The following is a 23,838-nucleotide window of genomic DNA, read 5'->3' as shown; positions in this document are numbered from 1 at the left end:
CCGCTGCGTTCCGCTCCGGCGCTCCGCTCAGATCTCGCCGCGGAGCTTCGCCAGCGCCTCGGCCAGGATCGCCTCGCCGTCGGCGTCGGTGCGCCGCTCGCGGACGTAGGCGAGGTGGGTCTTGTACGGCTCGTTGCGCGAGGGCGCCGGCGGGTTGTGCTGGTCCTGGCCGGCCGGGAAGCCGCAGCGCGGGCAGTCCCAGGTGTCCGGGATCGCCGCTTCGGCCGCGAAGCTGGGACGGGTCTCGTGCTTGTTCGCGCACCAGAAGGAGATCCGGTTGCGCGGGGCGGACTCGCCGCGCTCCGCCTCGCCCATCGGGCCGGCCCCGACCCTGCTGCCACGGATGGCATTGCCACTTGCCACGGTCTGACTCCCTGCGTACTGGTGCGCCGACCCGCCGCGGTGCGCGTCGGTGGCGAAAGTCGTCCTAGTGTAAGCAGGAGTTAAGCCTCCGCCACCACCGCCTCCGCACCCGACCGTCCCAGGATAGGCGCTCGGGCGACGGGGCGTCAGGGTTACGTCAGACCGAGGACTTCATCAGCAGGCCGAGGACGATGATGGAGGCGAACCAGCCCAGGCCGACCACGATGGTGATGCGGTCCAGGTTGCGCTCGGCCACCGCCGAACCGCCGCCGGTGGACATCGAGCCACCGCCGAACATGTCGGACAGGCCGCCGCCCTTCCCCTTGTGCAGCAGCACCAGAAGGATCATCAGCAGACTGAAGATGATCAGGGCAATCGAGAACCCGAGAACCACGACGGGACCAACTCTCTCGTATCTTCGGCGAAGGGGCCGGGCCGCGTACGGCGGTCCGGCCCCAAAGCCTACGTTGCTGCGGCGGCGTTAGCCTACTGCCTGCTCACGGTAGCGCACGATCTTGACGAACTCGTCGGCGTCCAGCGAGGCACCGCCGACCAGGCCGCCGTCGATGTCGGGCTTGGCCATCAGGCCGGCCGCGCTCGACGACTTCACCGAACCGCCGTACAGCACCCGGACCTTGCCGGCCAGCTCGGCGTCGTACAGCTCGGCGATCCGCCCGCGGATGGCGGCGCAGACCTCCTGCGCGTCCTCCGGGGTGGCCACCTCGCCGGTGCCGATCGCCCAGACCGGCTCGTAGGCGACCACGATCGACTCGGCCTGGTGCGCCGGGACGTCGGCCAGGCCGCCGTCCAGCTGGGCCAGGGTGTACTCGACGTGGGTGCCCGCCTTGCGGATCTCCAGCGGCTCGCCGACGCACAGGATCGGGGTGACCCCGGCGCGGTAGGCGGCCTTCACCTTGGCGTTGACGATCTCCTCGTTCTCGCCGTGGTACTGGCGGCGCTCGGAGTGGCCGATCACCGCGTAGGTGCACTGGAGCTTGGCCAGCATCGGGCCGGAGACCTCGCCGGTGTAGGCCCCGCCGTCGTGCTGCGAGATGTCCTGCGAGCCGTACTTGATCTTCAGCTTGTCGCCGAAGACCAGGGTCTGCACCGAGCGCAGGTCGGTGAACGGCACCAGGACGGCGACCTCGACGGCCGCGTAGTCCTTGTCGGCCAGCGCGAAGGCCAGCTTCTGGGTGTGCTGGATGGCCTCAAGGTGGTTGAGGTTCATCTTCCAGTTGCCCGCCATCAGCGGGAGACGGTCGGTCATGTGCTGTCAGTCCTCCAGAGCGGCGAGACCGGGGAGGGTCTTGCCCTCCAGGTACTCGAGGCTGGCGCCGCCGCCGGTCGAAATGTGCCCGAACTTCGTCTCGTCGAAGCCCAGGATGCGGACGGCCGCGGCGGAGTCGCCGCCACCGACCACGGTGAACGCGTCGCTGTCGAGCAGGGCCTGCGCGACGGCCTTGGTGCCGTTCGCGTAGTCCGGGTGCTCGAAGACGCCCATCGGGCCGTTCCAGAACACGGTGCCCGCGTCGGCCAGCTTGGCCGCGTACAGCTCGCGGGTCCCGGGGCCGATGTCCAGGCCCTCCTGGTCGGCCGGGATGGCGTCCGCGGCGACGGTCGAGGGGTTCGCCGGGGCCTTGGTCTTGAGGTCCGGGAACTCGGCGGAGACCAGGACGTCGACCGGCAGCACGAACTCGACGCCGCGCGCCTCGGCCCGGGCCAGGTACTCCAGGACGGTCGGGATCTGGTCGGCCTGGAGCAGCGAGATGCCGACCTCGTGGCCCTTGGCCTTGAGGAAGGTGTACGCCATGCCGCCGCCGATCAGGATCCGGTCGGCCTTCTCCAGCAGGTTGTCGATCACGCCGAGCTTGTCGGAGACCTTGGCGCCGCCGAGCACCACCACGTACGGGCGGGCCACGTCCTCGGTGAGCTTCTTCAGCACGCCGACCTCGGTGGCGATCAGGTCGCCCGCGGCGTGCGGCAGCAGGGCCGGCAGGTCGAAGACCGAGGCGTGCTTGCGGTGCACGGCGCCGAAGCCGTCGCCCACGTACAGGTCGGCCAGCGCGGCCAGCTGCTCGGCGAAGGCCTTGCGCTCGGCGTCGTCCTTGCTGGTCTCGCCCGCGTTGAAGCGCAGGTTCTCCAGCAGCGCGACCTCGCCGTTCGCCAGCGCGGCGACGGTGGCCGCGGCGCTGTCACCGACGGTGTCGGTGGCGAAGGCGACGCCCTTGCCGAGGATCTCGCCGAGGCGCTCGGCCGCCGGGGCGAGCGAGAACTGCGGGTCCGGCGCGCCCTTGGGACGGCCGAGGTGCGAGGCGACGACCACCTTCGCGCCGGCCGCGGCCAGCTTGGCGATGGTCGGCGCGACGGCGCGGATGCGGCCGTCGTCGGTGATCGTGCGGCCGTCCAGCGGCACGTTCAGGTCGGCGCGCACGAAGACGCGCTTGCCTTCGACACCGGCTTCGATGAGCTCTTCGATGGTCTTCACGGGGATTCGGATTCTCCTGGGGAGATGGTTGATGCGCAGTGAGGCGGCACGGCGCAGGGGCCGCCTGAGAAGTCCTTGAGCGCGGAACGAGGGCCCGGTCGGCACCGTACGCCGACCAGGCCCTCGCCCCTACATCACGTCAGCTCCCGCGAGGTCAGAGCTGCCCGCCGACGAGGCCGACCAGGTCGACCACGCGGTTCGAGTAGCCCCACTCGTTGTCGTACCAGCCGAGCACCTTGACCTGGTTGCCCTGGACCATGGTCAGCTGCGAGTCGAAGATGCAGGAGTGCGGGTCGTTCACGATGTCCGAGGAGACGATCGGGTCCTCGGTGTAGGCCAGGATGCCCTTGAGCGGGCCCTCCTGGGCGGCCTTCTGGAAGGCCGCGTTGACCTCGTCCTTGGTGACCTCGCGCTCGAGGGTCACGACCAGGTCGGTGATGGAGCCGGTCGGGACCGGGACGCGCAGCGAGGTGCCGTCCAGCTTGCCCTTCAGCTCCGGCAGGACCAGGGCGGTCGCCTTGGCGGCACCGGTCGAGGTCGGGATGATGTTCTGCGAGGCCGCACGAGCACGGCGCAGGTCCTTGTGCGGGAAGTCCAGGGTCACCTGGTCGTTGGTGAACGCGTGGACGGTGGTCATCAGACCCTTGACGATGCCGAAGCTCTCGTTCAGGACCTTCGCCATCGGCGCCACGCAGTTGGTGGTGCACGAGGCGTTGGAGATGACGTGGTGGTTGGCGGCGTCGTACTTCTCGTCGTTGACACCCAGGACGATGGTGACGTCCTCGTCGGTGGCGGGCGCCGAGATGATGACCTTCTTCGCGCCGGCGGCGAGGTGCTTCTTCGCGGCCTCGGCCTTGGTGAAGATGCCGGTGGACTCGACGACGATGTCGGCGCCCAGGGCGGCCCACGGGAGGTTCGCGGGGTCACGCTCGGCGGTCACCTTGAAGGTGTGGCCGTCGACGGTGATGCTGTCCTCGGTGTGCGAGACCTCGGCCTGGAGGGTGCCCAGGGTGGTGTCGTACTTGAGCAGGTGAGCCAGGGTCTTCGTGTCGGTGAGGTCGTTGACACCGACGATCTCGATGTCCGCGCCCTGAGCCTTGACCGCGCGGAAGAAGTTGCGGCCGATGCGGCCGAAGCCGTTGATGCCTACCCGGATCGTCACGAACCGATCTCCTCGTTAGGTACGCCGGGCGCGAGGCCCGGCGGGGGTGAGATTTGGGAAGTCCCCGACCGCCTACGACCCTACCCCTCCGGGGCCTGGGACGGCACATCGCGCCGCCTGGTGAGACCGGGCGTGGCGTGCCCCAAACCCCATTTCAGGCCGTCCGGCCCTGGCCCGCCGGGCAGTTGGTCCCAGCTCAGTGGTCTCTACCAATTCGGGAGTGTCGCGGCTGTCCGGAAACGACCGCGGCCGGCGCCCGGGGGTCCGGGCACCGGCCTTCGTGATCACGGGGTGTGACCGTGGGCGTCAGTTCATCGCCATCTCGTCGGTGAGGCTCGCCTCGGTGCTGGGCAGGCCCAGCTCGGAGGCCCGCTTGTCGGCCATCGCCAGCAGGCGGCGGATCCGGCCGGCCACCGCGTCCTTGGTCAGCGGCGGGTCGGCGAGCGCGCCCAGCTCCTCCAGCGAGGCCTGCTTGTGCTGCATCCGCAGCTGGCCGGCCGCGGCCAGGTGCTCGGGCACCTCGTCGCCGAGGATCTCCAGCGCGCGGGCCACCCGGGCGCCGGCCGCCACCGCGGCGCGGGCCGAGCGGCGCAGGTTGGCGTCGTCGAAGTTGGCCAGCCGGTTGGCGGTGGCGCGCACCTCGCGCCGCATCCGGCGCTCCTCCCAGGCGAGCACCGACTCGTGCGCGCCGAGCCGGGTCAGCAGGGCGCCGATCGCGTCGCCGTCGCGGATCACCACCCGGTCCACGCCGCGCACCTCGCGGGCCTTGGCCGGGATGCCGAGCCGACGGGCGGCGCCGACCAGGGCGAGGGCGGCCTCGGAGCCGGGGCAGGTGATCTCCAGCGAGGAGGAGCGGCCCGGCTCGGTGAGCGAGCCGTGCGCCAGGAAGGCCCCGCGCCAGGCCGCCTCGGCGTCGCAGGTGGCCCCGGAGACGACTGCCGGGGGCAGGCCCCGGATCGGGCGTCCGCGCCCGTCCACGAGCCCGGTCTGGCGCGCGAGCAGCTCGCCGTCCTTGACGACCCGGACCACGAAGCGGCTGCCTCGGCGCAGCCCGCCGGGGGCCATCACCACCAGGTCGGAGGAGTGCCCGAAGATCTCCAGCAGGTCCTTGCGCAGCCGCCGTGCCGCCGCTCCGGTGTCGAGCTCCGCCTCGATCACGATGCGGCCGCTCACGATGTGCAGCCCGCCCGCGAACCGCAGGATCGCCGACACCTCCGCCTTGCGACAGCAGGCCCGGGTGACCGGGAGCCGGCTGATCTCGTCCTTCACCGCTGGAGTCATCGCCATGGCCCGATCCTTCCATGTGTCCGGAAAATCCGGTCGTACGCTGCCGCCAACAGCTCGGGGTCGTGTCGCGGCGTCCCGTCGGTGCGGGCCACCGAGCCGAGCACCAGAGCCGCGCCCATCCGTTCGGCGGCCTTCGCCAGGCCGTCCAGGTCGGCCTGGCCGAAGGCCCCGCCGGTGACGGCGCGCTCGTCCACCAGGATCGCATCCACCGCGAGGTTCGGAGCGTGGTCGGCGATGACCTCCAGGTGGCGCTGCGGGGTGAAGCCCTCGGTCTCCCCGGGCTGGGGGGCCAGGTTCAGGGTGAGCAGGCGGCGGGCGCGGGTCTCGGTGAGCGCCGCGGCCAGCTCGGGCACCAGCAGGTGCGGCAGCACGCTGGTGAACCAGGAGCCGGGGCCGAGCACCACCCAGTCCGCCTCCCGGACGGCGGTGACCGCCTCCGGGACGGCGGGCGGCTCGTCCGGCAGCAGCCGGATCGACTGCACGGTGCCCGGGGTGACCGCGACGTCGGCCTGGCCGCGGACGGCCGTGACCTCGCCGGGGCGCGCCGGGTCGTGGCCGCGGACGGTCGCCTCGATGTCCAGCGGCACCGCCGACATCGGCAGCACCCGGCCCTGCACGTTGAGCAGCCGGCCGACCCAGTCCAGCGCGGCGACCGGGTCGCCCAGCTTCTCCCAGAGCGCGACGATCAGCAGGTTGCCGACGGCGTGGCCGCCGAGCTCGCCGTTGCCGGTGAAGCGCTGCTGGATCACCTCGGACCAGGTGCGGCCCCAGTCGTCGTCCCCGCACAGCGCGGCCAGCGCCTTGCGCAGGTCGCCCGGAGGCAGCACGCCCAGCTCCTCGCGCAGCCGGCCGCTGGAGCCGCCGTCGTCGGCGACGGTGACCACGGCGGTGAGGTCGCTGGTGAGCCGGCGCAGCGCGGACAGCGAGGCCGACAGGCCCTGCCCGCCGCCGAGCGCGGTGATCCTCGGGGCCGGGTTGGCGCGGGCGGGACTGCTGCGCGGACGGCCCGGCGCCGTGGGCCGGGCCGGGCTGCCCGCCCGGTCACCGGTCCTGCTCTGCGGCTGCCGCCCGGGCACGTATCCCGCCACACTCACCTCGCGTTCCTCGGCCCGCCGACCACTCCGCCGGCGGGCCCGGCAGGGCGGCGGCGGTTACTCCCGTCCCATGTCACGGTGGACGAGCACCGTCTCGACTCCGTCGGCGATGAGACGCTTGGTCAGACGCTCGGACATGGCGACGCTTCGGTGCTTGCCACCGGTGCAGCCTACGGCAAGCGTCATGTAGCGCTTCCCCTCGCGGCGGTATCCCTCGGTGATGATGCGCAGCAGCTGGGCGTAGCCGTCCAGGAACTCGTTGGCTCCGGGCTGCTGGAAGACGTAGCCGGCGACGTCCGCGTCGGTGCCGGTACGGGCCCGCAGTTCGGGCACCCAGTGCGGGTTGGGCAGGAAGCGGCAGTCCACCACGAGGTCGGCGTCGACCGGCAAGCCGTACTTGAAGCCGAAGGACATCACGGTGGCGCGCAGCTCGGGCTCGTCGTGGTCGGCGAACTGGGCGTCCAGCTTGGCGCGCAGCTGGTGCACGTTGAGGTTGGAGGTGTCGATCACCAGGTCGGCCTCGCCGCGCAGGTCGCGCAGCAGGTCGCGCTCCAGGGCGATGCCGTCCACGATCCGGCCGTCGGCCTGCAGCGGGTGCGGGCGGCGGACGCTCTCGAAGCGGCGCACCAGCGCCTCGTCGGAGGAGTCCAGGAAGACGACCCGCAGCCGGACGCCGCGCTTCTCCAGCTCGTCCAGCGAGGTGAGCAGGTCGTCGAAGAACTGCCGGCCGCGGACGTCCACGACCACGCCGATCCGGGCGACGTTGCCCTGGGAACGGGCGCCCAGGTCGACCATGGTCGGGATCAGGGCCGGCGGCAGGTTGTCCACCACGAACCAGCCGAGGTCCTCCAGGCACTTGGCGGCGGTGGAGCGGCCGGCTCCGGACATACCGGAGATGATCACCAGCTCCGGCGCGTTCTCGGCCACGTCTGACACGGTCACTTCGGTTCCCCGCTCTCGGTCTTTCTGCTGGGGAGTACGCGTACGGCTCGGCCGCCCTTCCCCGGCCCGGGCAGGCGGGCGGGGCCGGGGCACACCGGCTGACGGGCGGCGTCGGCCGTCATGGCGTCTCCTGGGATGGTGCGGTCTGGGGTGCTGCGGCCACCGGCCCGGCGGCCTGCTCGGCCCCGTCCTCGATGATCTCGCCGGTCGCGGTGTTGACCGCGGGTGCGGCGGGTGTACGGGACGACAACGCCTCCGCAACAGTCTGCGCGGTGCGGCGTCCGATGCCGGGTACCTCGCAGAGCTCGTCCACGGTGGCGGCCCGGAGCTTCTTCAGCGAACCGAAGTGCTTGAGCAGCGCCCGGCGGCGAGTCTCGCCGAGGCCCGGGACGGAGTCCAGTTCCCCGGCGGTGAGTCGCTTGGAACGCTTGTTGCGCTGATAGCTGATCGCGAAGCGGTGCGCCTCGTCGCGGACCCGCTGGAGCAGGTAGAGGCCCTCGCTGGAGCGGGGCAGCACCACCGGGTCGTCCTCGCCGGGCAGCCAGACCTCCTCCAGGCGCTTGGCCAGGCCGCACAGCGCGACGTCGTCGATGCCGAGTTCGTCCAGGGCGCGCCTGGCGGCGGCGACCTGCGGCTGGCCGCCGTCGACGACCAGCAGCTGGGGCGGGTAGGCGAAGCGCTTGGGGCGGCCCTCCTCGTCCCGGGTGCCGCCGGCGGCGGTGTCGGGGTCGTCCTCCTCGGGGACGGCCCACTCGCCGGTCTGCTCGCGCTCCTGGAGGTAGCGGCGGAAGCGGCGGCTGATCACCTCGTGCATCGAGCGGACGTCGTCCTGGCCCTCGAAGCCCCTGATCTGGAAGCGCCGGTACTCGCTCTTGCGGGCCAGGCCGTCCTCGAAGACGACCATGGAGGCGACCACGTCCTCGCCCTGGAGGTGGGAGATGTCGTAGCACTCGATGCGCAGCGGGACGGAGTCCAGCTCCAGCGCGTCGGCGATCTCCTGGAGGGCGCGGCTGCGGGTGGTGAGGTCGGAGGCGCGCTTGGTCTTGTGCAGTGCCAGCGCCTGCTGGGCGTTGCGCTGCACGGTGGCCATCAGGTCCTTCTTGTCCCCGCGCTGGGGCACGCGCAGGTCGACCTGGCTGCCGCGCAGGCCGCCGAGCCACTCGCGGACCGGCTCCGCGGGCTCCGGCAGGGCGGGGACGAGCACCTCGCGCGGGACGGACTCGCCGCCGCCGTAGAGCTGCTGGAGGGCGTGCTCGACCAGGCCCGCGGTGTCGACGTCCTCGACCTTGTCGGTGACCCAGCCGCGCTGGCCGCGCACCCGGCCGCCGCGGACGTGGAAGATCTGCACGGCGGCCTCGAGTTCGTCCTCGGCCAGGGCCAGCAGGTCGGCGTCGGTGGCGTCGGCGAGCACGATGGCGTTCTTCTCCATCGCGCGCTTGAGGGCGCCGATGTCGTCCCGCAGCCGGGCCGCCTTCTCGTACTCCAGCTCGGCGGCGGCCTCCTGCATCTCGTCTTCCAGCCGGCGCAGGTAGTTGCCGGTGCGCCCGGCCATGAAGTCGCAGAAGTCCTCGGCCAGCGCGCGGTGTTCGTCCGCCGAGACCTTGCCGACGCAGGGCGCGGCGCACTTGCCGATGTAGCCGAGCAGGCAGGGCCGGCCGACCTGGCGGGCGCGCTTGAAGACGCCGTTGGAGCAGGTGCGGACGGGGAAGACGCGCAGCAGCAGGTCGACCGTCTCGCGGATCGCCCAGGCGTGCCCGTACGGGCCGAAGTAGCGCACGCCCTTCTTGTGCGCCCCGCGCATCACCTGGACCCGCGGGTACTCCTCGTTCAGGGTGACGGCGAGCTCCGGATAGCTCTTGTCGTCGCGGTACTTGACGTTGAACCGCGGGTCGTACTCCTTGATCCAGGAGTACTCCAGCTGGAGCGCCTCGACCTCGGTGGCGACCACCGTCCACTCCACCGAGGCGGCGGTGGTGACCATGGTCGCGGTGCGCGGGTGCAGGCCGGCCAGGTCCTGGAAGTAGGACGACAGGCGCGGCCGCAGGCTCTTGGCCTTGCCGACGTAGATGACCCGGCCGTGGGCGTCGCGGAACTTGTAGACGCCGGGGGAGGTCGGGATCGCACCGGGCGCCGGGCGGTAGGTGCTCGGGTCAGCCATGGGTCCACCGTACCGAGTGGGGCCGGGGCCGCGGGGCGGAGATCGTCAGGGGGGACCGTGGCGGTCGGGAGGCGCTCAACTCGGTCAGCTCGGGGTCACCTTGAGGTTGCCGGCCTCGACCGTGACGGTGTAGGCGGGCAGCGGGGAGGAGGCCGGTCCGTCCTGCACGGCGCCGTCGGTGACGGCGAACCGGCTGCCGTGGCAGGGGCACTGGATCTGGTTGTTCTTGACCTGGTCCACGAGGCAGCCGGCGTGGGTGCACCGGGCGTTGAACGCCTTGTACTGGCCGGCGGTGGGCTGGGTCACCACGATCTTCTGCTCGCGGAAGACCTTGCCGCCGCCCTCCGGCACGGCAGAGGCCGGGCCGAGGTCGACCGGGCCCTTGGGGGCGCTGCCACCGGAGGACGAGGAGCTGCACCCGGTGACCGCCACGGTGCCGCCGGCCGCCAGGACGGCCGCGGCCCCGCAGAGCACGGTGCGGCGGGAGGCGGTGGGGCTGGTCTCGGGGGCCTCGGACATCGGTGCGCTCCTACGGGTACGGCTGTTGCGGGGACCACGGAAGTCTATGTCGCGCCCACCCCGCCGCTCCCGGGAGTCCCCGGGTGCGGCGGGGTGGGCGGACGGGGCTACTTCTTCGCGGCGGCCGCGCGCTTGCGCGGCGCCTTCTTCGCCGGGGCGGCGGCCGGGGCGTCCGCGAAACCGGCCGGCAGGATGTCCCGCAGGAACTTGCCGGTGTGGCTCTCCGGGACGGCGGCGATCTGCTCCGGGGTGCCCTCGGCGACCACCGTGCCGCCGCCGGAGCCGCCCTCGGGGCCCATGTCGACGATCCAGTCGGCGGTCTTGATCACATCGAGGTTGTGCTCGATGACGATCACCGTGTTGCCCTTCTCCACCAGCCCGCTGAGCACCTTGATCAGCTTGCTGATGTCCTCGAAGTGCAGGCCGGTGGTGGGCTCGTCCAGCACGTAGACCGTCCGCCCGGTGGAGCGCTTCTGGAGCTCCGAGGCGAGCTTGACGCGCTGCGCCTCGCCGCCGGAGAGCGTCGGCGCCGACTGGCCGAGCCGGACGTAGCCGAGGCCGACGTCGTTGAGCGTCCGCAGGTGCCGGGCGATCGCCGGGACGGCCTCGAAGAAGCCCAGCGCCTCCTCGATCGGCATGTCCAGCACCTCGGCGATGGACTTGCCCTTGTAGTGGACCTCCAGCGTCTCCCGGTTGTACCGGGCGCCGTGGCAGACCTCGCACGGCACGTAGACGTCCGGCAGGAAGTTCATCTCGATCTTGATGGTGCCGTCGCCCGAGCAGTTCTCGCAGCGGCCGCCCTTGACGTTGAAGGAGAACCGGCCGGGCAGGTAGCCGCGGACCTTGGCCTCCTGCGTCTCCGCGAAGAGCCGGCGGACGTGGTCGAACACCCCGGTGTAGGTGGCCGGGTTGGAGCGCGGGGTGCGGCCGATCGGCGACTGGTCGACGTGCACCACCTTGTCCACCTGGTCGGTGCCGGTGATCCGGGTGTGCCGGCCGGGCACGCTGCGGGCGCCGTTCAGCTCCCGGGCGAGGTGGGTGTACAGGATGTCGTTGACCAGCGTCGACTTGCCGGAGCCGGAGACACCGGTGATCGCGGTGAAGGTGCCGAGCGGGAAGCCGACCGTGACGTCCTTGAGGTTGTGCTCGCGGGCGCCGTGGACCGTCAGCTGGCGCTTCTTGTCCCGCTCGCGGCGGGTGGCCGGGATCGGGATGGACCGCTTGCCGGAGAGGTACTGGCCGGTCAGCGACTCCTTGTTGGTGAGCAGCTGCTTCAGCGAACCGGAGTGCACCACCTTGCCGCCGTGCTCGCCGGCGCCCGGGCCGATGTCGACCACCCAGTCCGCCGTCTTGATGGTGTCCTCGTCGTGCTCGACGACGATCAGGGTGTTGCCGATGTCGCGCAGCCGCACCAGCGTCTCGATCAGCCGGTGGTTGTCCCGCTGGTGCAGGCCGATGGACGGCTCGTCCAGCACGTACAGCACGCCGACCAGGCCGGAGCCGATCTGGGTGGCCAGCCGGATGCGCTGGGCCTCGCCGCCGGACAGGGTGCCGGCCGCGCGGTCGAGCGAGAGGTAGTCCAGGCCGACGTCGACCAGGAAGCGCAGCCGCTCGTTGACCTCCTTGAGGACCCGCTCGGCGATCTGCTTGTCCCGGGCGTTGAGCCGCATCGCGCCGAGGAACTCGGAGCAGTCGCTGATCGACATCGAGGAGACGTCGGCGATCGACCTGCCCTCGACGGTGACCGCGAGGACCACCGGCTTGAGCCGGGTGCCCTGGCACGTCGGGCAGGGCACCTCGCGCATGTAGCCCTCGAAGCGCTCGCGGCTGCTGTCGCTCTCCGCCTCGGTGTGCCGGCGCTGGATGAACGGGATCGCGCCCTCGAAGCCGGTGCTGTACGAGCGCTCGCGGCCGAAGCGGTTGCGGTAGCGGACCTCCACCTGGTGCTTGTGCCCGTACAGCAGCGCCTTCTTCGCGCGGGCGGGCAGCCCGGCCCAGGGGATGTCGGTGCGGAAGCCGAGCTCCCCGGCCAGCGCGTCGATCAGGCGCTGGAAGTACTCCTTGGCGTGCCCGGCCGACCACGGGTGGATCGCGCCCTCGTCCAGCGAGCGCTCGACGTCGGGCACGACCAGCTCCGGGTCGACCTCCATCCGGTTGCCCAGGCCCGAGCAGTCCGGGCAGGCGCCGAACGGCGAGTTGAAGGAGAACGAGCGCGGCTCCAGCTCCTCGAACGACACGTCGTCGTACGGGCAGTAGAGGTGCTCGGAGTACATCCGCTCGCGCTCCGGGTCGTCCTCGGGGAGGTCGACGAAGTCGAGCACGACCATGCCGCCGGACAGCCGCAGGGCCGTCTCCACCGAGTCGGTGAGCCGCCGCTTGGCGCTGTCCTTCACGGTCAGGCGGTCGATGACCACCTCGATGGTGTGCTTCTCCTGCTTCTTGAGCTTCGGCGGCTCGGCGAGCTGGATCGTCCCGCCGTCGACCCGGGCGCGGGAGTAGCCCTTGGACTGGAGGTCGGCGAAGAGGTCGACGAACTCGCCCTTGCGCTCGCGCACCACCGGGCTGAGCACCTGGAACCGGGTGCCCTCGGCGAGCTCCAGCACCTTGTCCACGATCGCCTGCGGCGACTGCTTGGCGATCGGGCGGCCGCAGTGCGGACAGTGCGGCTTGCCGATCCGGGCGAACAGCAGGCGCAGGTAGTCGTAGACCTCGGTGATGGTGCCGACGGTCGAACGGGGGTTGCGGTTGGTGGACTTCTGGTCGATCGAGACGGCCGGGGAGAGGCCCTCGATGAAGTCCACGTCGGGCTTGTCCATCTGCCCGAGGAACTGACGGGCGTAGGAGGACAGCGACTCGACGTAGCGGCGCTGGCCCTCGGCGAAGATCGTGTCGAAGGCGAGCGAGGACTTGCCGGAGCCGGAGAGGCCCGTGAAGACGATGAGGGAGTCGCGGGGCAGGTCGAGCGAGACGTTCTTGAGGTTGTGCTCGCGAGCACCGCGGACGATGAGGCGGTCGGCCACTGCTGCTGGCGCCTTTCTCCGGGGCGAGAGGGCTTGCGTTGGGATGTGCTGCTTCTTCCAGGATGCGGCAGCCAGCCTATAGCTCAGACGTTCGAATATCGACCTTGTCCAGCCGGGACCACCCGAACGAGTGAGGCCACCCCCCGGGCCGTCCGTACCCGCACGGTGCGCGTACCCGAAAACCCCCTGCTCAGGGCCCGGATTCGGCGGTAGCGTCACCTGGTCAACGAGCGAAGCCCGCTCCGGGCAACGCCCCGTTCCGCACGGAAGGCAGATTCGATGACCGACCCGAGGTCCGCCGCCGACTCCTGGCTCGGCCAGGTCGAGGAGAGCACCGGGCGCCTGCTGCGCACCGTCGCCGGGCTGAAGCCCGACGCCGTCGCCGAGCCCTCCGCCCTCCCCGGCTGGACGAAGGGCCACGTACTGGCCCACCTCGCCCGCAACGCCGACTCCCTGGTCAACCTGCTGACCGGCGCCCGCACCGGCACCGACGTCCCGCAGTACGCCAGCCACGAGGCCCGCGACCAGGACATCGAGCGCGACGCGCCCCGCCCGCTCGACGCCCACCTCGCCGACCTGCGCGCGTCCCACGAGCGCTTCCTGGCCGCCGCCGCGCAGCTGACCGACGACGCCTGGGCGGCGTCCGTCAAGCACCGCTTCGGCTACGTCTTCCCGGCCCACCAGATCCCGCACAAGCGCCTGCTGGAGCTGGAGTACCACCACGTCGACCTGGCCGCCGGCCACACCCCGGCGGACTGGCCGGAGGACTTCGCCGTCGCCCAGTTCCGCAAGCTCGCCGCCGGCCTGGCCGGGGAGGCCGGCCTGCCCGCCGTCGAGCTGGTCGCCGACGACACCGACGACCGCGCCGTCATCGGCACCGGCGAGCCCGCCCTCACCGTGCGGGGCCCCGTCCGCGCCCTCACCGCCTGGCTCTCCGGCCGCTCCGCCGGCGACGCCCTGCACCGCACCCCCGACACCGCCCTGCCCCCGCTTCCCCCCATGGGCTGACGGCGCGAGGATGATGCCAGGGAGATCCACACGACGAGGAGCAGACGGATGACGTACCACGGAGCGGTCAAGGTCGGCGGACCGCCGGACGTGCGGGAACTGGCCCACCTGATCATCACCAAGGTGGCCGTCGGCCCGTACGACAACAACGCCTACCTGCTGCGCTGCCGGGCCACCGACGAACAGCTCCTGATCGACGCGGCCGCCGACGCGCCGGTGCTGCTGGAGACCGTCGGGGACGACCTCGAAACGGTGGTCACCACCCACCGCCACCACGACCACTGGGGCGCGCTGGCCGAGGTGGTCGCCACCACCGGTGCCCGGACGGCCGCCGGCGAGCACGACGCCGAGGGCATCGACGTCCCCACCGAGCTGCTGCTCGCGGACGGCGACACGCTCCGGGTCGGCGAGGTGGAGCTCACCGTCCGGCACCTGGTCGGCCACACCCCGGGCGCCATCGTGCTCGTCTACGACGACCCGCAGGGCCACCAGCACGTCTTCACCGGCGACTGCCTCTTCCCGGGCGGCGTCGGCAACACCTGGGGCGACCCGGAGGCCTTCCGGACCCTCTACCGGGACGTCACCGAGAAGATCTTCGACGCCCTCCCCGACGAGGCCTGGGTCTACCCCGGCCACGGCTCCGACACCACCGTCGGCGCCGAGCGCCCGCACCTCGACGAGTGGCGCGAGCGCGGCTGGTAGCCCCTCCCCCGCCGCACGGCCGAGGCCCCCGTGACCGTCTCCGGTCGCGGGGGCCTCGGCGGTGCCCGGCGCCGTGCGGCGCACGAACGTCAGGCGTCAGGCATCAGGCGTCAGGCGTCAGGCGTCAGGCGTCAGGCGTCGAGCTTCTCGTGCTCGGCGGACTCGGCCTTCTTCGCGGCCCGCAGGCTGGTGAAGGTGGTGATCGCCAGGACGACCACGATGAAGCCCAGCGAGAACGGGATGCCGATCTCCGGGGCCCAGGTCGCGCCCGCCTCGTGCGCGGCGTGCAGCACCAGCTTCACGCCGATGAAGCCGAGGATCACCGACAGGCCGTACGACAGGTGGACCAGCTTCTTCAGCAGGCCGCCGATCAGGAAGTACAGCTGGCGCAGCCCCATCAGGGCGAAGGCGTTGGCGGTGAAGACGATGTACGGGTCCTGGGTCAGGCCGAAGATCGCCGGGATCGAGTCCAGCGCGAACAGCACGTCGGTGGTGCCGATCGCCAGCATGACGACCAGCATCGGGGTGATCAGCCGGCGGCCGTTCTCCCGGACGAACAGCTTGGTGCCGCGGTAGTCCTCGGTGGCCGGGAAGCGGCGGGTGATCGACTTGAGGACGCGGTTCTCCTCGAACTCCTCGTCGCCCTCGTCCTCGGCGCGGGCCTCCTTGATCAGCTTCCAGGCCGTCCAGATCAGGAAGGCGCCGAAGATGAAGAACACCCAGGAGAACTCGGCGACCAGCGCGGCGCCGCCGGCGATGAACACCGCCCGGAGCACCAGCGCGATGATCACACCGAACATCAGCACGCGCTGCTGGTAGATCCTGGGCACCGCGAACTTGCCCATGATCAGGATGAACACGAAGAGGTTGTCGACACTGAGCGACTTCTCGGTGATGTAGCCGGCGAAGAACTCGCCCGCCGGCTCCCCACCGGAGTGCCACCAGAGGAAGCCGCCGAAGAGCACCGCCAGGGCGACCCAGACGGCCGTCCAGATCCCGGCCTCCTTGATCGAGACCTCGTGCGGCTTGCGCCCTCCGATGAAGAAGTCCGCCACGACCAGTGCGATCAGCACCAGGATCGTGGAAACCCACATGGTTACGGAAACGTCCACTACTGCTCCTCCGGCAGGTAGGCGAGACAGTCATCGTCACTGCCGGAGGTCTCTTCCGCCCGTCGGGCCAGCGCCCCGGGGTGCCACGACGGGCACCCGTGATGACGGGGTCGGCTGTCGAGGAATACTCCCCTCCGCTGCCAACGAGAGTAACAGCAATCCCAAGGGAAGGTAAAGAAGGTAAAGAACCGTGCGGAGCGGGCTGCTGGACCGGCTACGTGGTCGGCTACAGGAACGGCTCGATCGCCGGCAGCAGGTCCTGGAAGGTCCGCCCCTTCGCCGGCGCGCCGATCGCCTGCATCTCCCAGCCGCCGTCGCCGTCCCGGACCACCTTGGCCATGATCTGCCCGGTGTGCGGCCCGCCGCCCGCCAGCTCGTAGCGGGCCAGCTCCAGCCCGGTGGCCTCGTCCACCAGCCGGCAGTGCGCCCGCTGCACCTCGGCGAAGGTCTGCCCGGTGTACGAGCTCACCGTGAACACCACCTGGGTGATGTTCACGGGCACGTGCACCAGGTCGACCAGGATCGCCTCGTCGTCCTCGGTCCCGGAGCCGCCCTCCAGGTTGTCTCCGGTGTGCCGCACGGAGCCGTCGTTGCTCTCCAGGTGCGAGAAGAACACCACGTCGGACGGGGTCCGCTCGGCGTACAGCAGCGCCGAGGCGTCCAGGTCGATCTTCCGGGTGCGGCTGCCGAACAGCCCGCGCTTGGGGGCGGCCTGCCAGCCGAGGCCCATCCGGACCACGGTCAGGGCGCCGCCCTGCCCCTTCTGGAGGCTGACCCGCTGCCCCTTGGCCAGGTTCACCGACACGACGTTGTCCTCTCTGCCGGCCGCGCGGTCACAGCCGAGCGGCTCCACGGTGGAACACCCCGTCGCCGTCCCCCGGCTGAGGCCCCCTCTGCGTACGGCCCGCAAACCCCGTCCCGAGGGCACGATGCCGCAGGCCAGCCTAGGGCCTGCGGCACCCCGGGCTCCCCCGGGTCTGCCCGTTTGTGGCAAGGCTGAGACACCCGCGGACTTGACCGGTGTCATTCCGGCCAGGCCCGGCGCCGTACGGGTGCGCCCCGCGGGTGCGCCCCCGCGGGTGCGGCTACGCCACTCCGGCCTCGCGCATCTGCCGCAGTTCCCTCTTCAGCTCCTTGACCTCGTCGCGCAGCCGGGCCGCGACCTCGAACTGGAGGTCGGCGGCGGCCGTGTGCATCCGGTCGGTCATCTCCTGGATCAGGTCCGCCAGTTCGGCGGCCGGCAGGGACTTGGCCGGCTTGCGCTCCGCCCCCAGCGCCGGGACCGGGGCCTTGCCCTTGCCCTGGTTCCGGTAGCCGGTGGAGAGCAGCTCGTCGGTGTCCACGTCCTCGCGGGCGAGGGTGTCCAGGATGTCGCCGATCTTCTTGCGCAGCGGCTGCGGGTCGATCCCGTGCTCCTTGTTGTAGGCCTGCTGCACGGCCCGGCGGCGGTTGGTCTCGTCGATGGCCTTCTCCATCGCGGGGGTGATCTTGTCCGCGTACATGTGGACCTGGCCGGAGACGTTGCGGGCCGCACGGCCGATCGTCTGGATCAGCGAGGTGCCGGAGCGCAGGAAGCCCTCCTTGTCGGCGTCCAGGATCGCCACCAGCGACACCTCGGGCAGGTCCAGGCCCTCGCGCAGCAGGTTGATGCCGACCAGCACGTCGTACCGGCCCGCCCGCAGCTCGCGCAGCAGCTCCACCCGGCGCAGGGTGTCCACGTCGCTGTGCAGGTACCGGACCCGGATGTCCAGGCCGAGCATGTAGTCGGTGAGGTCCTCGGCCATCTTCTTGGTCAGCGTGGTGACCAGGACGCGTTCGTCCCGCTCGACCCGCTTGCGGACCTCGTGCACCAGGTCGTCGATCTGGCCCTCGGTCGGCTTGACGATCACCTCGGGGTCGATCAGGCCGGTCGGGCGGATGATCTGCTCGACCTGGCCGTCGCCGCGCGACAGCTCGTACGGGCCGGGCGTCGCCGACAGGTAGACCGTCTGGTCCGTCCGCTCCAGGAACTCCTCCCACTTCAGCGGGCGGTTGTCCATCGCGGAGGGCAGCCGGAAGCCGTGCTCGACCAGGGTGCGCTTGCGCGAGGCGTCGCCCTCGTACATCGCGCCGATCTGCGGGACGGTGACGTGCGACTCGTCGATGACCAGGAGGAAGTCCTCCGGGAAGTAGTCGAGCAGGGTGTTCGGCGGGGAGCCGGGCTCGCGGCCGTCGAAGTGCATCGAGTAGTTCTCGACGCCGGAGCAGGTGCCGATCTGGCGCAGCATCTCGATGTCGTAGGTGGTGCGCATCCGCAGCCGCTGGGCCTCCAGCAGCTTGCCCTGCTTCTCCAGCTTCGCGAGCGTCAGCGCAAGCTCCGCCTCGATGCCGTTGACCGCGCGCTCCATCCGCTCGGGGCCGGCCACGTAGTGCGAGGCGGGGAAGACGTGGACCGAGTCGTCCTGGCTGATGATCTCGCCGGTGAGCGGGTGCAGGGTGTACAGCGCCTCGATCTCGTCGCCGAACATCTCGATCCGGACGGCGAGCTCCTCGTAGACCGGGAAGATCTCGATGGTGTCGCCGCGGACCCGGAAGGTGCCGCGCGTGAAGGCCACGTCGTTGCGGGCGTACTGGATGTCGACGAAGCGGCGCAGCAGCTCGTCCCGGTCGATCTCCTCGCCGACCTTGAGCCGCACCATCCGGTCCACGTACTCCTGCGGGGTGCCGAGGCCGTAGATGCAGGAGACCGAGGCCACCACCACCACGTCCCGGCGGGTGAGCAGCGAGTTCGTCGCCGAGTGGCGCAGCCGCTCGACCTCCTCGTTGATCGAGGAGTCCTTCTCGATGTAGGTGTCCGTCTGCGGGACGTACGCCTCGGGCTGGTAGTAGTCGTAGTACGAGACGAAGTACTCGACCGCGTTGTTCGGCAGCAGCTCGCGGAACTCGTTCGCCAGCTGCGCGGCCAGCGTCTTGTTCGGCGCCATCACCAGGGTGGGCCGCTGCAGCTTCTCGATCATCCAGGCCGTGGTGGCCGACTTGCCGGTGCCGGTGGCACCGAGCAGCACGACGTCCTTCTCCCCTCCCCTGATCCGCCGTTCCAGCTCGGCGATCGCCGCCGGCTGGTCACCGTTCGGCTGGAAGGGGCTGACGACCTCGAAAGGCGCCACGGACCGCTCAATACTCGTGATGGGACGCACCACTCAACGGTACGACCCACCACCGACAAGCGAGGCCGGTTCGATCAGGCCGCGTGGGCCTCGAAGCTCATGGCCGGCTCCCGGGCGGGGTCGATCCGCACGACGGAGTCGAAGGCGGCGGCGAGTCGCTCGATCAGCGGAAGGGTCGGATCGACCCCGCTCTCCTCGATGCCCTCGACGGTCTCCTCGTCCAGCCCGGCCCGCTCGGCGAGTTCGGCGGGTGTCCACCCGAGCGCGGAGCGTCGGGCGTACACGGCCTCGGCCAGCGCCATCCGCCGCCCGGCCGCGCGGTACTCCTCGCTCTCCCGGTGCTCCGCCGGCACGGTCCAACGGGTGTGGTAGCCGCTGCTCATCGCTGCTCCTCCCGGTCGTAGATCTCGTGATCGGCGGCGGGCCCGTGCTCCGCCTCGCAGACCTTCTGCGCGCGGCGCGCCCGTTCGACCTGATCGGTCTCGCGGTTCCCAGTCTTGCGGAAGACCGTCAGCAGCACAGCCCTCCGCCCCGGCGCGAGCCAGTACGTGATGCGCATGGACCCGATCCGCAACTCGCGCAGCGGGCCGCCCAGGTGGCTCGCCAACGGGAACGACAGCGCCTCGCCGTCCTCGGCGAGGCGGTCGGCGGCGCGTTCGGCCGCCCGGTACTCGACGGTCGGGCAGTTCTGGAGCCACACCCGCACCTCGGGCTCGATCTCGATCCCGTAGCCCGCCCTGGACTCGTCACCGGTCATGCCTCTCCCCCTCGCTCGGCAGTGGGAACAACTGCCGGGCGAGGGGGAGGGTCACGGGTCAGGCCTTGGCGCTGTCCCGGGCGAGGGCGACCAGGCGGGAGATGGCGCGCAGGTACTTCTTGCGGTAGCCGCCGCGCAGCATCTCCTCCGGGAAGACCTGGTCGAAGGGGAGGCCGGAGGCGGTGATCGGCAGCTCGCGGTCGTACATCCGGTCGGCCAGCACGACCAGGCGCAGCGCGGTGGACTGGTCGTCGATCTGGCGGACGCCGCGCAGGCAGACCGCGGCGACGTCGTCCAGCAGCGCGCCGTAGCGGCTGGGGTGGACGGCGGAGAGGTGGGCGAGCAGGGCGTCGAAGTCGTCCAGCGAGGCGCCGGGGGTGCGGGCCGCGGCGGCCGTGACGGCCTCGTTGGTGTACGGCGGCGGGGCGTCCGGCAGGCCGCGGTGGCGGTAGTCCTGGCCGTCGATCCGCATCGGGCGGAAGTGCGCGGACAGGCCCTGGATCTCGCGCAGGAAGTCGGCGGCGGCGAAGCGGCCCTCGCCGAGCTTCTCCGGCAGGGTGTTCGAGGTGGCGCACAGCTTCACGCCGTTGTCGACCAGCCGGCCGAGCAGGGTGGAGACCAGCACGGTGTCGCCCGGGTCGTCGAGCTCGAACTCGTCGATGCAGAGCAGCGTGTGCCCGGAGAGGGTCCGCACGGCCTGCTGGAAGCCGAGCGCGCCGACCAGGTTGGTCAGCTCGACGAAGGTGCCGAAGGCCTTGGGGCCGGGGGCGGCGTGCCAGAGCGAGGCGAGCAGGTGGGTCTTGCCGACGCCGTAGCCGCCGTCGAGGTAGACCCCGGCCGGGCCGGTGGGCGCGGGGGCGGAGCGGCGGAACCAGCTGCGCTTGGGCGCGGAACCGTTTCCTCCGCCGAGGGTCGCCGCGAACTGCTCCAGGACCTGGACGGCCTCGTACTGGCTCGGCTGGGTCGGGTCCGGAATGTACGTCCCGAAGCTCACGTCGGCGAACCGGGGCGGCGGGACCATCTCGGCGACCAGCCGCTCGGCGGGCACGACGGGTCGGCGGTCGGTGAGCGCGATCGGGGAGCCGGAGGCGTGTGCGGCTGCTATCGGCTCGGTCGCGGTTGCGGAGTGGGAGGCTGCGGGCACATCAGTAGAGGGTACGCCTGCCCCGTACGCCGTCCGAACGACCCGCGGCCCCGAACGGCCCACGGCCCGCGGTGGAAGACTGGGGACATGCAACAGTTGATCAGCCCGCTGGGCGGGCGGCTCGCCGATCCGGCCGCACTGGAATCGCTCGCCGCCGTCTACGCGTACCCCGAACAGGTGAATCAGGGGCGCCCCTGGCTGCGCGCCAACATGGTGTCCGGCCTGGACGGCGGGGCCAAGCTGGACGGGCTGTCCGAGGGCCTCTCCGGCGATGCCGACAAGCGGATCTTCGGGGTGCTGCGGGCGCTGTCGGACGTGGTAGTGGTGGGCGCGGAGACGGTCCGCGCCGAGGGCTACCGGCCGGCCCGGGCCCGCAAGGAGTTCGCGGCGGCCCGGGCGGCGGCGGGGCAGGCGCCCGCCCCGGCGATCGCCGTGGTGAGCCGCTCGCTGGAGCTGGACCTGACCGCGCCGCTGTTCACCGAGCCGCTGGTCAGGACGGTGGTCGTCACCACCGAGGACGCCCCCGCGGAGCGCCGCCGGGCGGTCGCCGGGGTGGCCGACCTGGTGCTCGCCGGCACCGGTTCGGTGGACCTGCGGGCGGGCGTGGCGGCCCTGGCCGAACGGGGCTGGACCAGGCTGTTGACCGAGGGCGGCCCGCGCCTGCTGGGGCAGCTGGCGGCGGCCGGCCTGCTGGACGAGCTGTGCCTGTCGCTGGCTCCGCTGCTCACCGGCGGCGACGCGCCGCGCATCCTGCACGATGCCCGAATGCCGGACGTGCAGCGGATGCGGCTGGTCTCATTGATCGAGCAGAAAGGATTCCTCTTCACCCGCTACCTGCGTCACCCCGGTTCGGACAACCCCGTGACCCCCTGATCGTGATCCCGTTATGGGATGCCGGGGCCCGGGGGCCGGCCACTGGAAGGGACTCACGTGTTCAAGACGGTACTGATGATCGAAAAGGCTCTCTCCGACGCGGACGTGGAGCTCGTCACCACGCTCCACGGCGAGGAGAAGGTGTCCTTCGTCGTCCTGATGCAGCCGCGCGGCCGGCAGGACGAACTGCTGCGGGCGCTCGACGACGTCGCCCTCGGCCACCTCGACAAGGTGGTGCACGAGCACGACGAGTCCGAGAGCGGTCCGACCGTGGCCGGCGAGTCGCTGGAGCACAGCCTGCGCCACCTGCGCTCGGCCGGGGCCGAGGCGGTCGGCGAGCTGGTCGGGGAGAAGCCGCTGGAGCGGCTGCGCGCGGTCGTCGGGGAGCAGCGGGCGGACGAGGTCGTGGTGCTCACCTCACCGCACTTCGTGGAGGAGTTCTTCCACCGCGACTGGGCCTCCCAGGCCCGGCACAAGGTGGGCGTCCCCGTGCTCAGGCTCTTCGCCAGCGACTCCTGACCCGACCGGCCCGGCACGCCGGTGGTGCAGAATCGTCCTTGCGGTCCGCCCGCGAGGACGATTCCGTCTTCCCGACCCGTCCGCCCGCCCTGTCTGCCCCCGCCCCTACGGAGCCACGCCTTGAACGACGCCGCGCACGACCTGCACGCCCCGCACTTCATCGGCATCGGCGGCGCCGGGATGTCCGGCCTGGCGAAGATCCTCGCCGTGCGCGGGGCCAGCGTCTCGGGCAGCGACTCCAAGGAGTCCGAGACCGTCCTCGCGCTGCGCGCCCTCGGCGCCACCGTGCACGTCGGCCACGCCGCCGAGCACGTGCCGGACGGCACCAGCAGCGTGGTCGTCTCCAGCGCGATCCGGGCCGACAACCCGGAGCTGGTGGCCGCCCACGAGCGCGGCATCCCGGTGGTGCACCGCTCCGACGCGCTGGCGGCGCTGATGGGCGGGCGCCGGGCGCTGGCGGTGGCCGGCACCCACGGCAAGACCACCACCACCAGCATGCTCGCCGTCGCCCTCGGCGAGCTGGGCCTGGACCCGTCCTACGCGATCGGCGGCGACCTCGACGCGCCCGGCTCCAACGCCCACCACGGCACCGGCGAGATCTTCGTCGCCGAGGCGGACGAGAGCGACCGCAGCTTCCACAAGTACGCGCCCGAGGTGGCGATCGTGCTCAACGTGGAGCTGGACCACCACGCCAACTACGCCTCGATCGAGGAGATCTACGAGTCCTTCGAGACCTTCGTCGGCCGGATCGTCCCCGGCGGCACCCTGGTGGTCTCGGCCGACCACGACGGCGCCCGCGAGCTCACCTCCCGGGTGGCCGGCCGCGAGGGCCTGAACGTGGTGACGGTCGGCTCCGCCGAGGACGCCGACCTGCGGGTGCTCTCGGTGGTCGCCCACGGCATGACCAGCGAGGTCACCGTCCTGCTGGACGGCACCGAGCTGAGCTTCACCGTCTCGGTGCCCGGCCGCCACTACGCCCACAACGCGGTGTCCGCGCTGGCCGCCGGCGTCGCGCTGGGCGTCCCGGCCGCCGACCTGGCCAAGGCGCTCGGCGCCTACACCGGCGTGCGCCGCCGCCTCCAGCTCAAGGGCGAGGCCGGCGGGGTCCAGGTGATCGACTCCTACGCCCACCACCCCACCGAGATGACCGCCGACCTGGAGGCGATCCGCGAGGGCCTGACCGGCGGGGGCCGGGTGCTGGTGGTCTTCCAGCCGCACCTGTTCAGCCGCACCCAGCAGCTCTCCGAGGAGATGGGCCAGGCGCTGGCGCTGGCCGACGCCTCGGTGGTGCTGGACATCTACCCGGCCCGCGAGGACCCGATCCCCGGCGTGACCAGCGAGCTGATCATCGACGCGGCCCGCCGGGCCGGCGCCGAGGTCACCGCGGAGCACTCCTTCGCCGCCGCCCCCGCCCTGCTGGCCGGCCTCGCCCGCCCGGGCGACCTGCTGCTCACCATGGGCGCCGGGGACGTCACCAACCTCGGCCCGGAAATCCTGCGGCACCTCGCGAACGTTGCTTCCAACGTCTGACGTACGTCCGTCCGACG

22 protein-coding genes are annotated in these 23,838 nt (G+C 71.6%); 5 read left to right on the top strand and 17 right to left on the bottom strand.

The window, feature by feature from the left end; translation table 11 throughout:
* Positions 1-27: 27 nt before the first annotated feature.
* From ACFCY1_RS02520 to uvrA, 11 genes are all read right to left on the bottom strand, one after another.
* Positions 28-315: an RNA polymerase-binding protein RbpA gene (locus tag ACFCY1_RS02520; RefSeq protein ID WP_030238413.1), complete on the bottom strand. Its 288-nt coding sequence runs from the start codon at positions 313-315 to the stop codon at positions 28-30.
* A 205-nt stretch (positions 316-520) separates the two neighbouring features.
* Positions 521-757, bottom strand: a complete 237-nt coding sequence (secG, locus tag ACFCY1_RS02515; RefSeq protein WP_049649615.1) for a preprotein translocase subunit SecG — start codon at positions 755-757, stop codon at positions 521-523.
* An 87-nt stretch (positions 758-844) separates the two neighbouring features.
* A complete protein-coding gene (tpiA, locus tag ACFCY1_RS02510) occupies positions 845-1,630 on the bottom strand; it encodes a triose-phosphate isomerase (RefSeq protein WP_049649614.1) in 786 nt (261 codons plus the stop codon).
* A 6-nt stretch (positions 1,631-1,636) separates the two neighbouring features.
* Positions 1,637-2,848 carry a phosphoglycerate kinase gene (locus tag ACFCY1_RS02505; protein ID WP_074001676.1) on the bottom strand — a complete coding sequence of 404 codons (1,212 nt, stop codon included), beginning with the start codon at positions 2,846-2,848 and terminating at the stop codon, positions 1,637-1,639.
* A 154-nt stretch (positions 2,849-3,002) separates the two neighbouring features.
* Positions 3,003-4,010, bottom strand: coding sequence for a type I glyceraldehyde-3-phosphate dehydrogenase (gene gap, locus ACFCY1_RS02500; protein ID WP_049649612.1), 1,008 nt, complete (start codon positions 4,008-4,010; stop codon positions 3,003-3,005).
* Between the two features lie 306 nt (positions 4,011-4,316).
* The gene (gene whiA, locus ACFCY1_RS02495) at positions 4,317-5,297 is read right to left on the bottom strand and encodes a DNA-binding protein WhiA (protein WP_049649611.1); all 981 of its coding nucleotides are present in this window, start codon (positions 5,295-5,297) and stop codon (positions 4,317-4,319) included.
* Positions 5,288-6,385, bottom strand: coding sequence for a uridine diphosphate-N-acetylglucosamine-binding protein YvcK (yvcK, locus tag ACFCY1_RS02490; RefSeq protein ID WP_079271949.1), 1,098 nt, complete (start codon positions 6,383-6,385; stop codon positions 5,288-5,290). The genes whiA and yvcK overlap by 10 nt, the downstream gene beginning before the upstream one ends.
* A gap of 63 nt (positions 6,386-6,448) precedes the next feature.
* Positions 6,449-7,333 carry an RNase adapter RapZ gene (gene rapZ / locus ACFCY1_RS02485; protein ID WP_234348205.1) on the bottom strand — a complete coding sequence of 295 codons (885 nt, stop codon included), beginning with the start codon at positions 7,331-7,333 and terminating at the stop codon, positions 6,449-6,451.
* Positions 7,334-7,451: 118 nt separating this feature from the next.
* On the bottom strand, positions 7,452-9,491 hold the full coding sequence (gene uvrC / locus ACFCY1_RS02480; protein ID WP_117489951.1) for an excinuclease ABC subunit UvrC: 2,040 nt from the start codon (positions 9,489-9,491) through the stop codon (positions 7,452-7,454).
* A gap of 84 nt (positions 9,492-9,575) precedes the next feature.
* On the bottom strand, positions 9,576-10,010 hold the full coding sequence (locus tag ACFCY1_RS02475) for a Rieske (2Fe-2S) protein (protein WP_049649608.1): 435 nt from the start codon (positions 10,008-10,010) through the stop codon (positions 9,576-9,578).
* Positions 10,011-10,117: 107 nt separating this feature from the next.
* Entirely contained in the window at positions 10,118-13,030 is a 2,913-nt protein-coding gene (gene uvrA / locus ACFCY1_RS02470; RefSeq protein ID WP_049649607.1) for an excinuclease ABC subunit UvrA, read from the bottom strand.
* 279 nt (positions 13,031-13,309) lie between these two features.
* Between uvrA and ACFCY1_RS02465 the strand changes: the two genes are divergently transcribed.
* Both ACFCY1_RS02465 and ACFCY1_RS02460 read left to right on the top strand, forming a co-directional pair.
* The gene (locus tag ACFCY1_RS02465) at positions 13,310-14,038 is read left to right on the top strand and encodes a maleylpyruvate isomerase family mycothiol-dependent enzyme (RefSeq protein ID WP_117489947.1); all 729 of its coding nucleotides are present in this window, start codon (positions 13,310-13,312) and stop codon (positions 14,036-14,038) included.
* 48 nt (positions 14,039-14,086) lie between these two features.
* On the top strand, positions 14,087-14,740 hold the full coding sequence (locus ACFCY1_RS02460; RefSeq protein WP_049649605.1) for an MBL fold metallo-hydrolase: 654 nt from the start codon (positions 14,087-14,089) through the stop codon (positions 14,738-14,740).
* A gap of 131 nt (positions 14,741-14,871) precedes the next feature.
* On the opposite strand, the gene ACFCY1_RS02455 is transcribed toward ACFCY1_RS02460, so the two are convergent.
* From ACFCY1_RS02455 to zapE, 6 genes are all read right to left on the bottom strand, one after another.
* A complete protein-coding gene (locus ACFCY1_RS02455; protein ID WP_375873240.1) occupies positions 14,872-15,852 on the bottom strand; it encodes a TerC family protein in 981 nt (326 codons plus the stop codon).
* Positions 15,853-16,078: 226 nt separating this feature from the next.
* Positions 16,079-16,657 carry a TerD family protein gene (locus ACFCY1_RS02450; RefSeq protein WP_375873239.1) on the bottom strand — a complete coding sequence of 193 codons (579 nt, stop codon included), beginning with the start codon at positions 16,655-16,657 and terminating at the stop codon, positions 16,079-16,081.
* A gap of 280 nt (positions 16,658-16,937) precedes the next feature.
* Positions 16,938-19,028: an excinuclease ABC subunit UvrB gene (gene uvrB / locus ACFCY1_RS02445; RefSeq protein ID WP_049649602.1), complete on the bottom strand. Its 2,091-nt coding sequence runs from the start codon at positions 19,026-19,028 to the stop codon at positions 16,938-16,940.
* Between the two features lie 44 nt (positions 19,029-19,072).
* Positions 19,073-19,381, bottom strand: coding sequence for a helix-turn-helix domain-containing protein (locus ACFCY1_RS02440; RefSeq protein WP_049649601.1), 309 nt, complete (start codon positions 19,379-19,381; stop codon positions 19,073-19,075).
* Complete coding sequence (locus ACFCY1_RS02435) at positions 19,378-19,755, bottom strand: type II toxin-antitoxin system RelE/ParE family toxin (protein ID WP_049649600.1); 378 nt, start codon at positions 19,753-19,755, stop codon at positions 19,378-19,380. The genes ACFCY1_RS02440 and ACFCY1_RS02435 overlap by 4 nt, the downstream gene beginning before the upstream one ends.
* Before the next feature lie 58 nt (positions 19,756-19,813).
* The gene (zapE, locus tag ACFCY1_RS02430) at positions 19,814-20,860 is read right to left on the bottom strand and encodes a cell division protein ZapE (RefSeq protein ID WP_375873311.1); all 1,047 of its coding nucleotides are present in this window, start codon (positions 20,858-20,860) and stop codon (positions 19,814-19,816) included.
* 126 nt (positions 20,861-20,986) lie between these two features.
* Between zapE and ACFCY1_RS02425 the strand changes: the two genes are divergently transcribed.
* The 3 genes from ACFCY1_RS02425 to murC all read left to right on the top strand — a co-directional run bounded on the left by ACFCY1_RS02425 (position 20,987) and on the right by murC (position 23,821).
* Positions 20,987-21,772, top strand: a complete 786-nt coding sequence (locus ACFCY1_RS02425) for a pyrimidine reductase family protein (protein ID WP_074001682.1) — start codon at positions 20,987-20,989, stop codon at positions 21,770-21,772.
* 57 nt (positions 21,773-21,829) lie between these two features.
* Complete coding sequence (locus ACFCY1_RS02420; RefSeq protein WP_107086353.1) at positions 21,830-22,291, top strand: indole-3-glycerol phosphate synthase; 462 nt, start codon at positions 21,830-21,832, stop codon at positions 22,289-22,291.
* Between the two features lie 120 nt (positions 22,292-22,411).
* Entirely contained in the window at positions 22,412-23,821 is a 1,410-nt protein-coding gene (gene murC, locus ACFCY1_RS02415) for a UDP-N-acetylmuramate--L-alanine ligase (RefSeq protein ID WP_375873238.1), read from the top strand.
* Positions 23,822-23,838 lie beyond the last annotated feature (17 nt).

Source organism: Kitasatospora sp. NPDC056273 (assembly GCF_042268845.1).
Lineage (GTDB): Bacteria > Actinomycetota > Actinomycetes > Streptomycetales > Streptomycetaceae > Kitasatospora.
Note: the sequence above shows the minus strand (reverse complement) of the source record. Positions and strands in the feature narration are given on the sequence as shown.

Coding starts and splice junctions, on each gene's coding strand:
- ACFCY1_RS02475 (WP_049649608.1), bottom strand. CDS start 10,010: ATGTCCGAGGCCCCCGAGACCAGCCCCACCGCCTCCCGCCGCACCGTG.
- ACFCY1_RS02465 (WP_117489947.1), top strand. CDS start 13,310: ATGACCGACCCGAGGTCCGCCGCCGACTCCTGGCTCGGCCAGGTCGAG.
- ACFCY1_RS02435 (WP_049649600.1), bottom strand. CDS start 19,755: ATGACCGGTGACGAGTCCAGGGCGGGCTACGGGATCGAGATCGAGCCC.
- ACFCY1_RS02425 (WP_074001682.1), top strand. CDS start 20,987: ATGCAACAGTTGATCAGCCCGCTGGGCGGGCGGCTCGCCGATCCGGCC.
- whiA (WP_049649611.1), bottom strand. CDS start 5,297: ATGGCGATGACTCCAGCGGTGAAGGACGAGATCAGCCGGCTCCCGGTC.
- ACFCY1_RS02520 (WP_030238413.1), bottom strand. CDS start 315: ATGGGCGAGGCGGAGCGCGGCGAGTCCGCCCCGCGCAACCGGATCTCC.
- ACFCY1_RS02440 (WP_049649601.1), bottom strand. CDS start 19,381: ATGAGCAGCGGCTACCACACCCGTTGGACCGTGCCGGCGGAGCACCGG.
- tpiA (WP_049649614.1), bottom strand. CDS start 1,630: ATGACCGACCGTCTCCCGCTGATGGCGGGCAACTGGAAGATGAACCTC.
- uvrC (WP_117489951.1), bottom strand. CDS start 9,491: ATGGCTGACCCGAGCACCTACCGCCCGGCGCCCGGTGCGATCCCGACC.
- ACFCY1_RS02460 (WP_049649605.1), top strand. CDS start 14,087: ATGACGTACCACGGAGCGGTCAAGGTCGGCGGACCGCCGGACGTGCGG.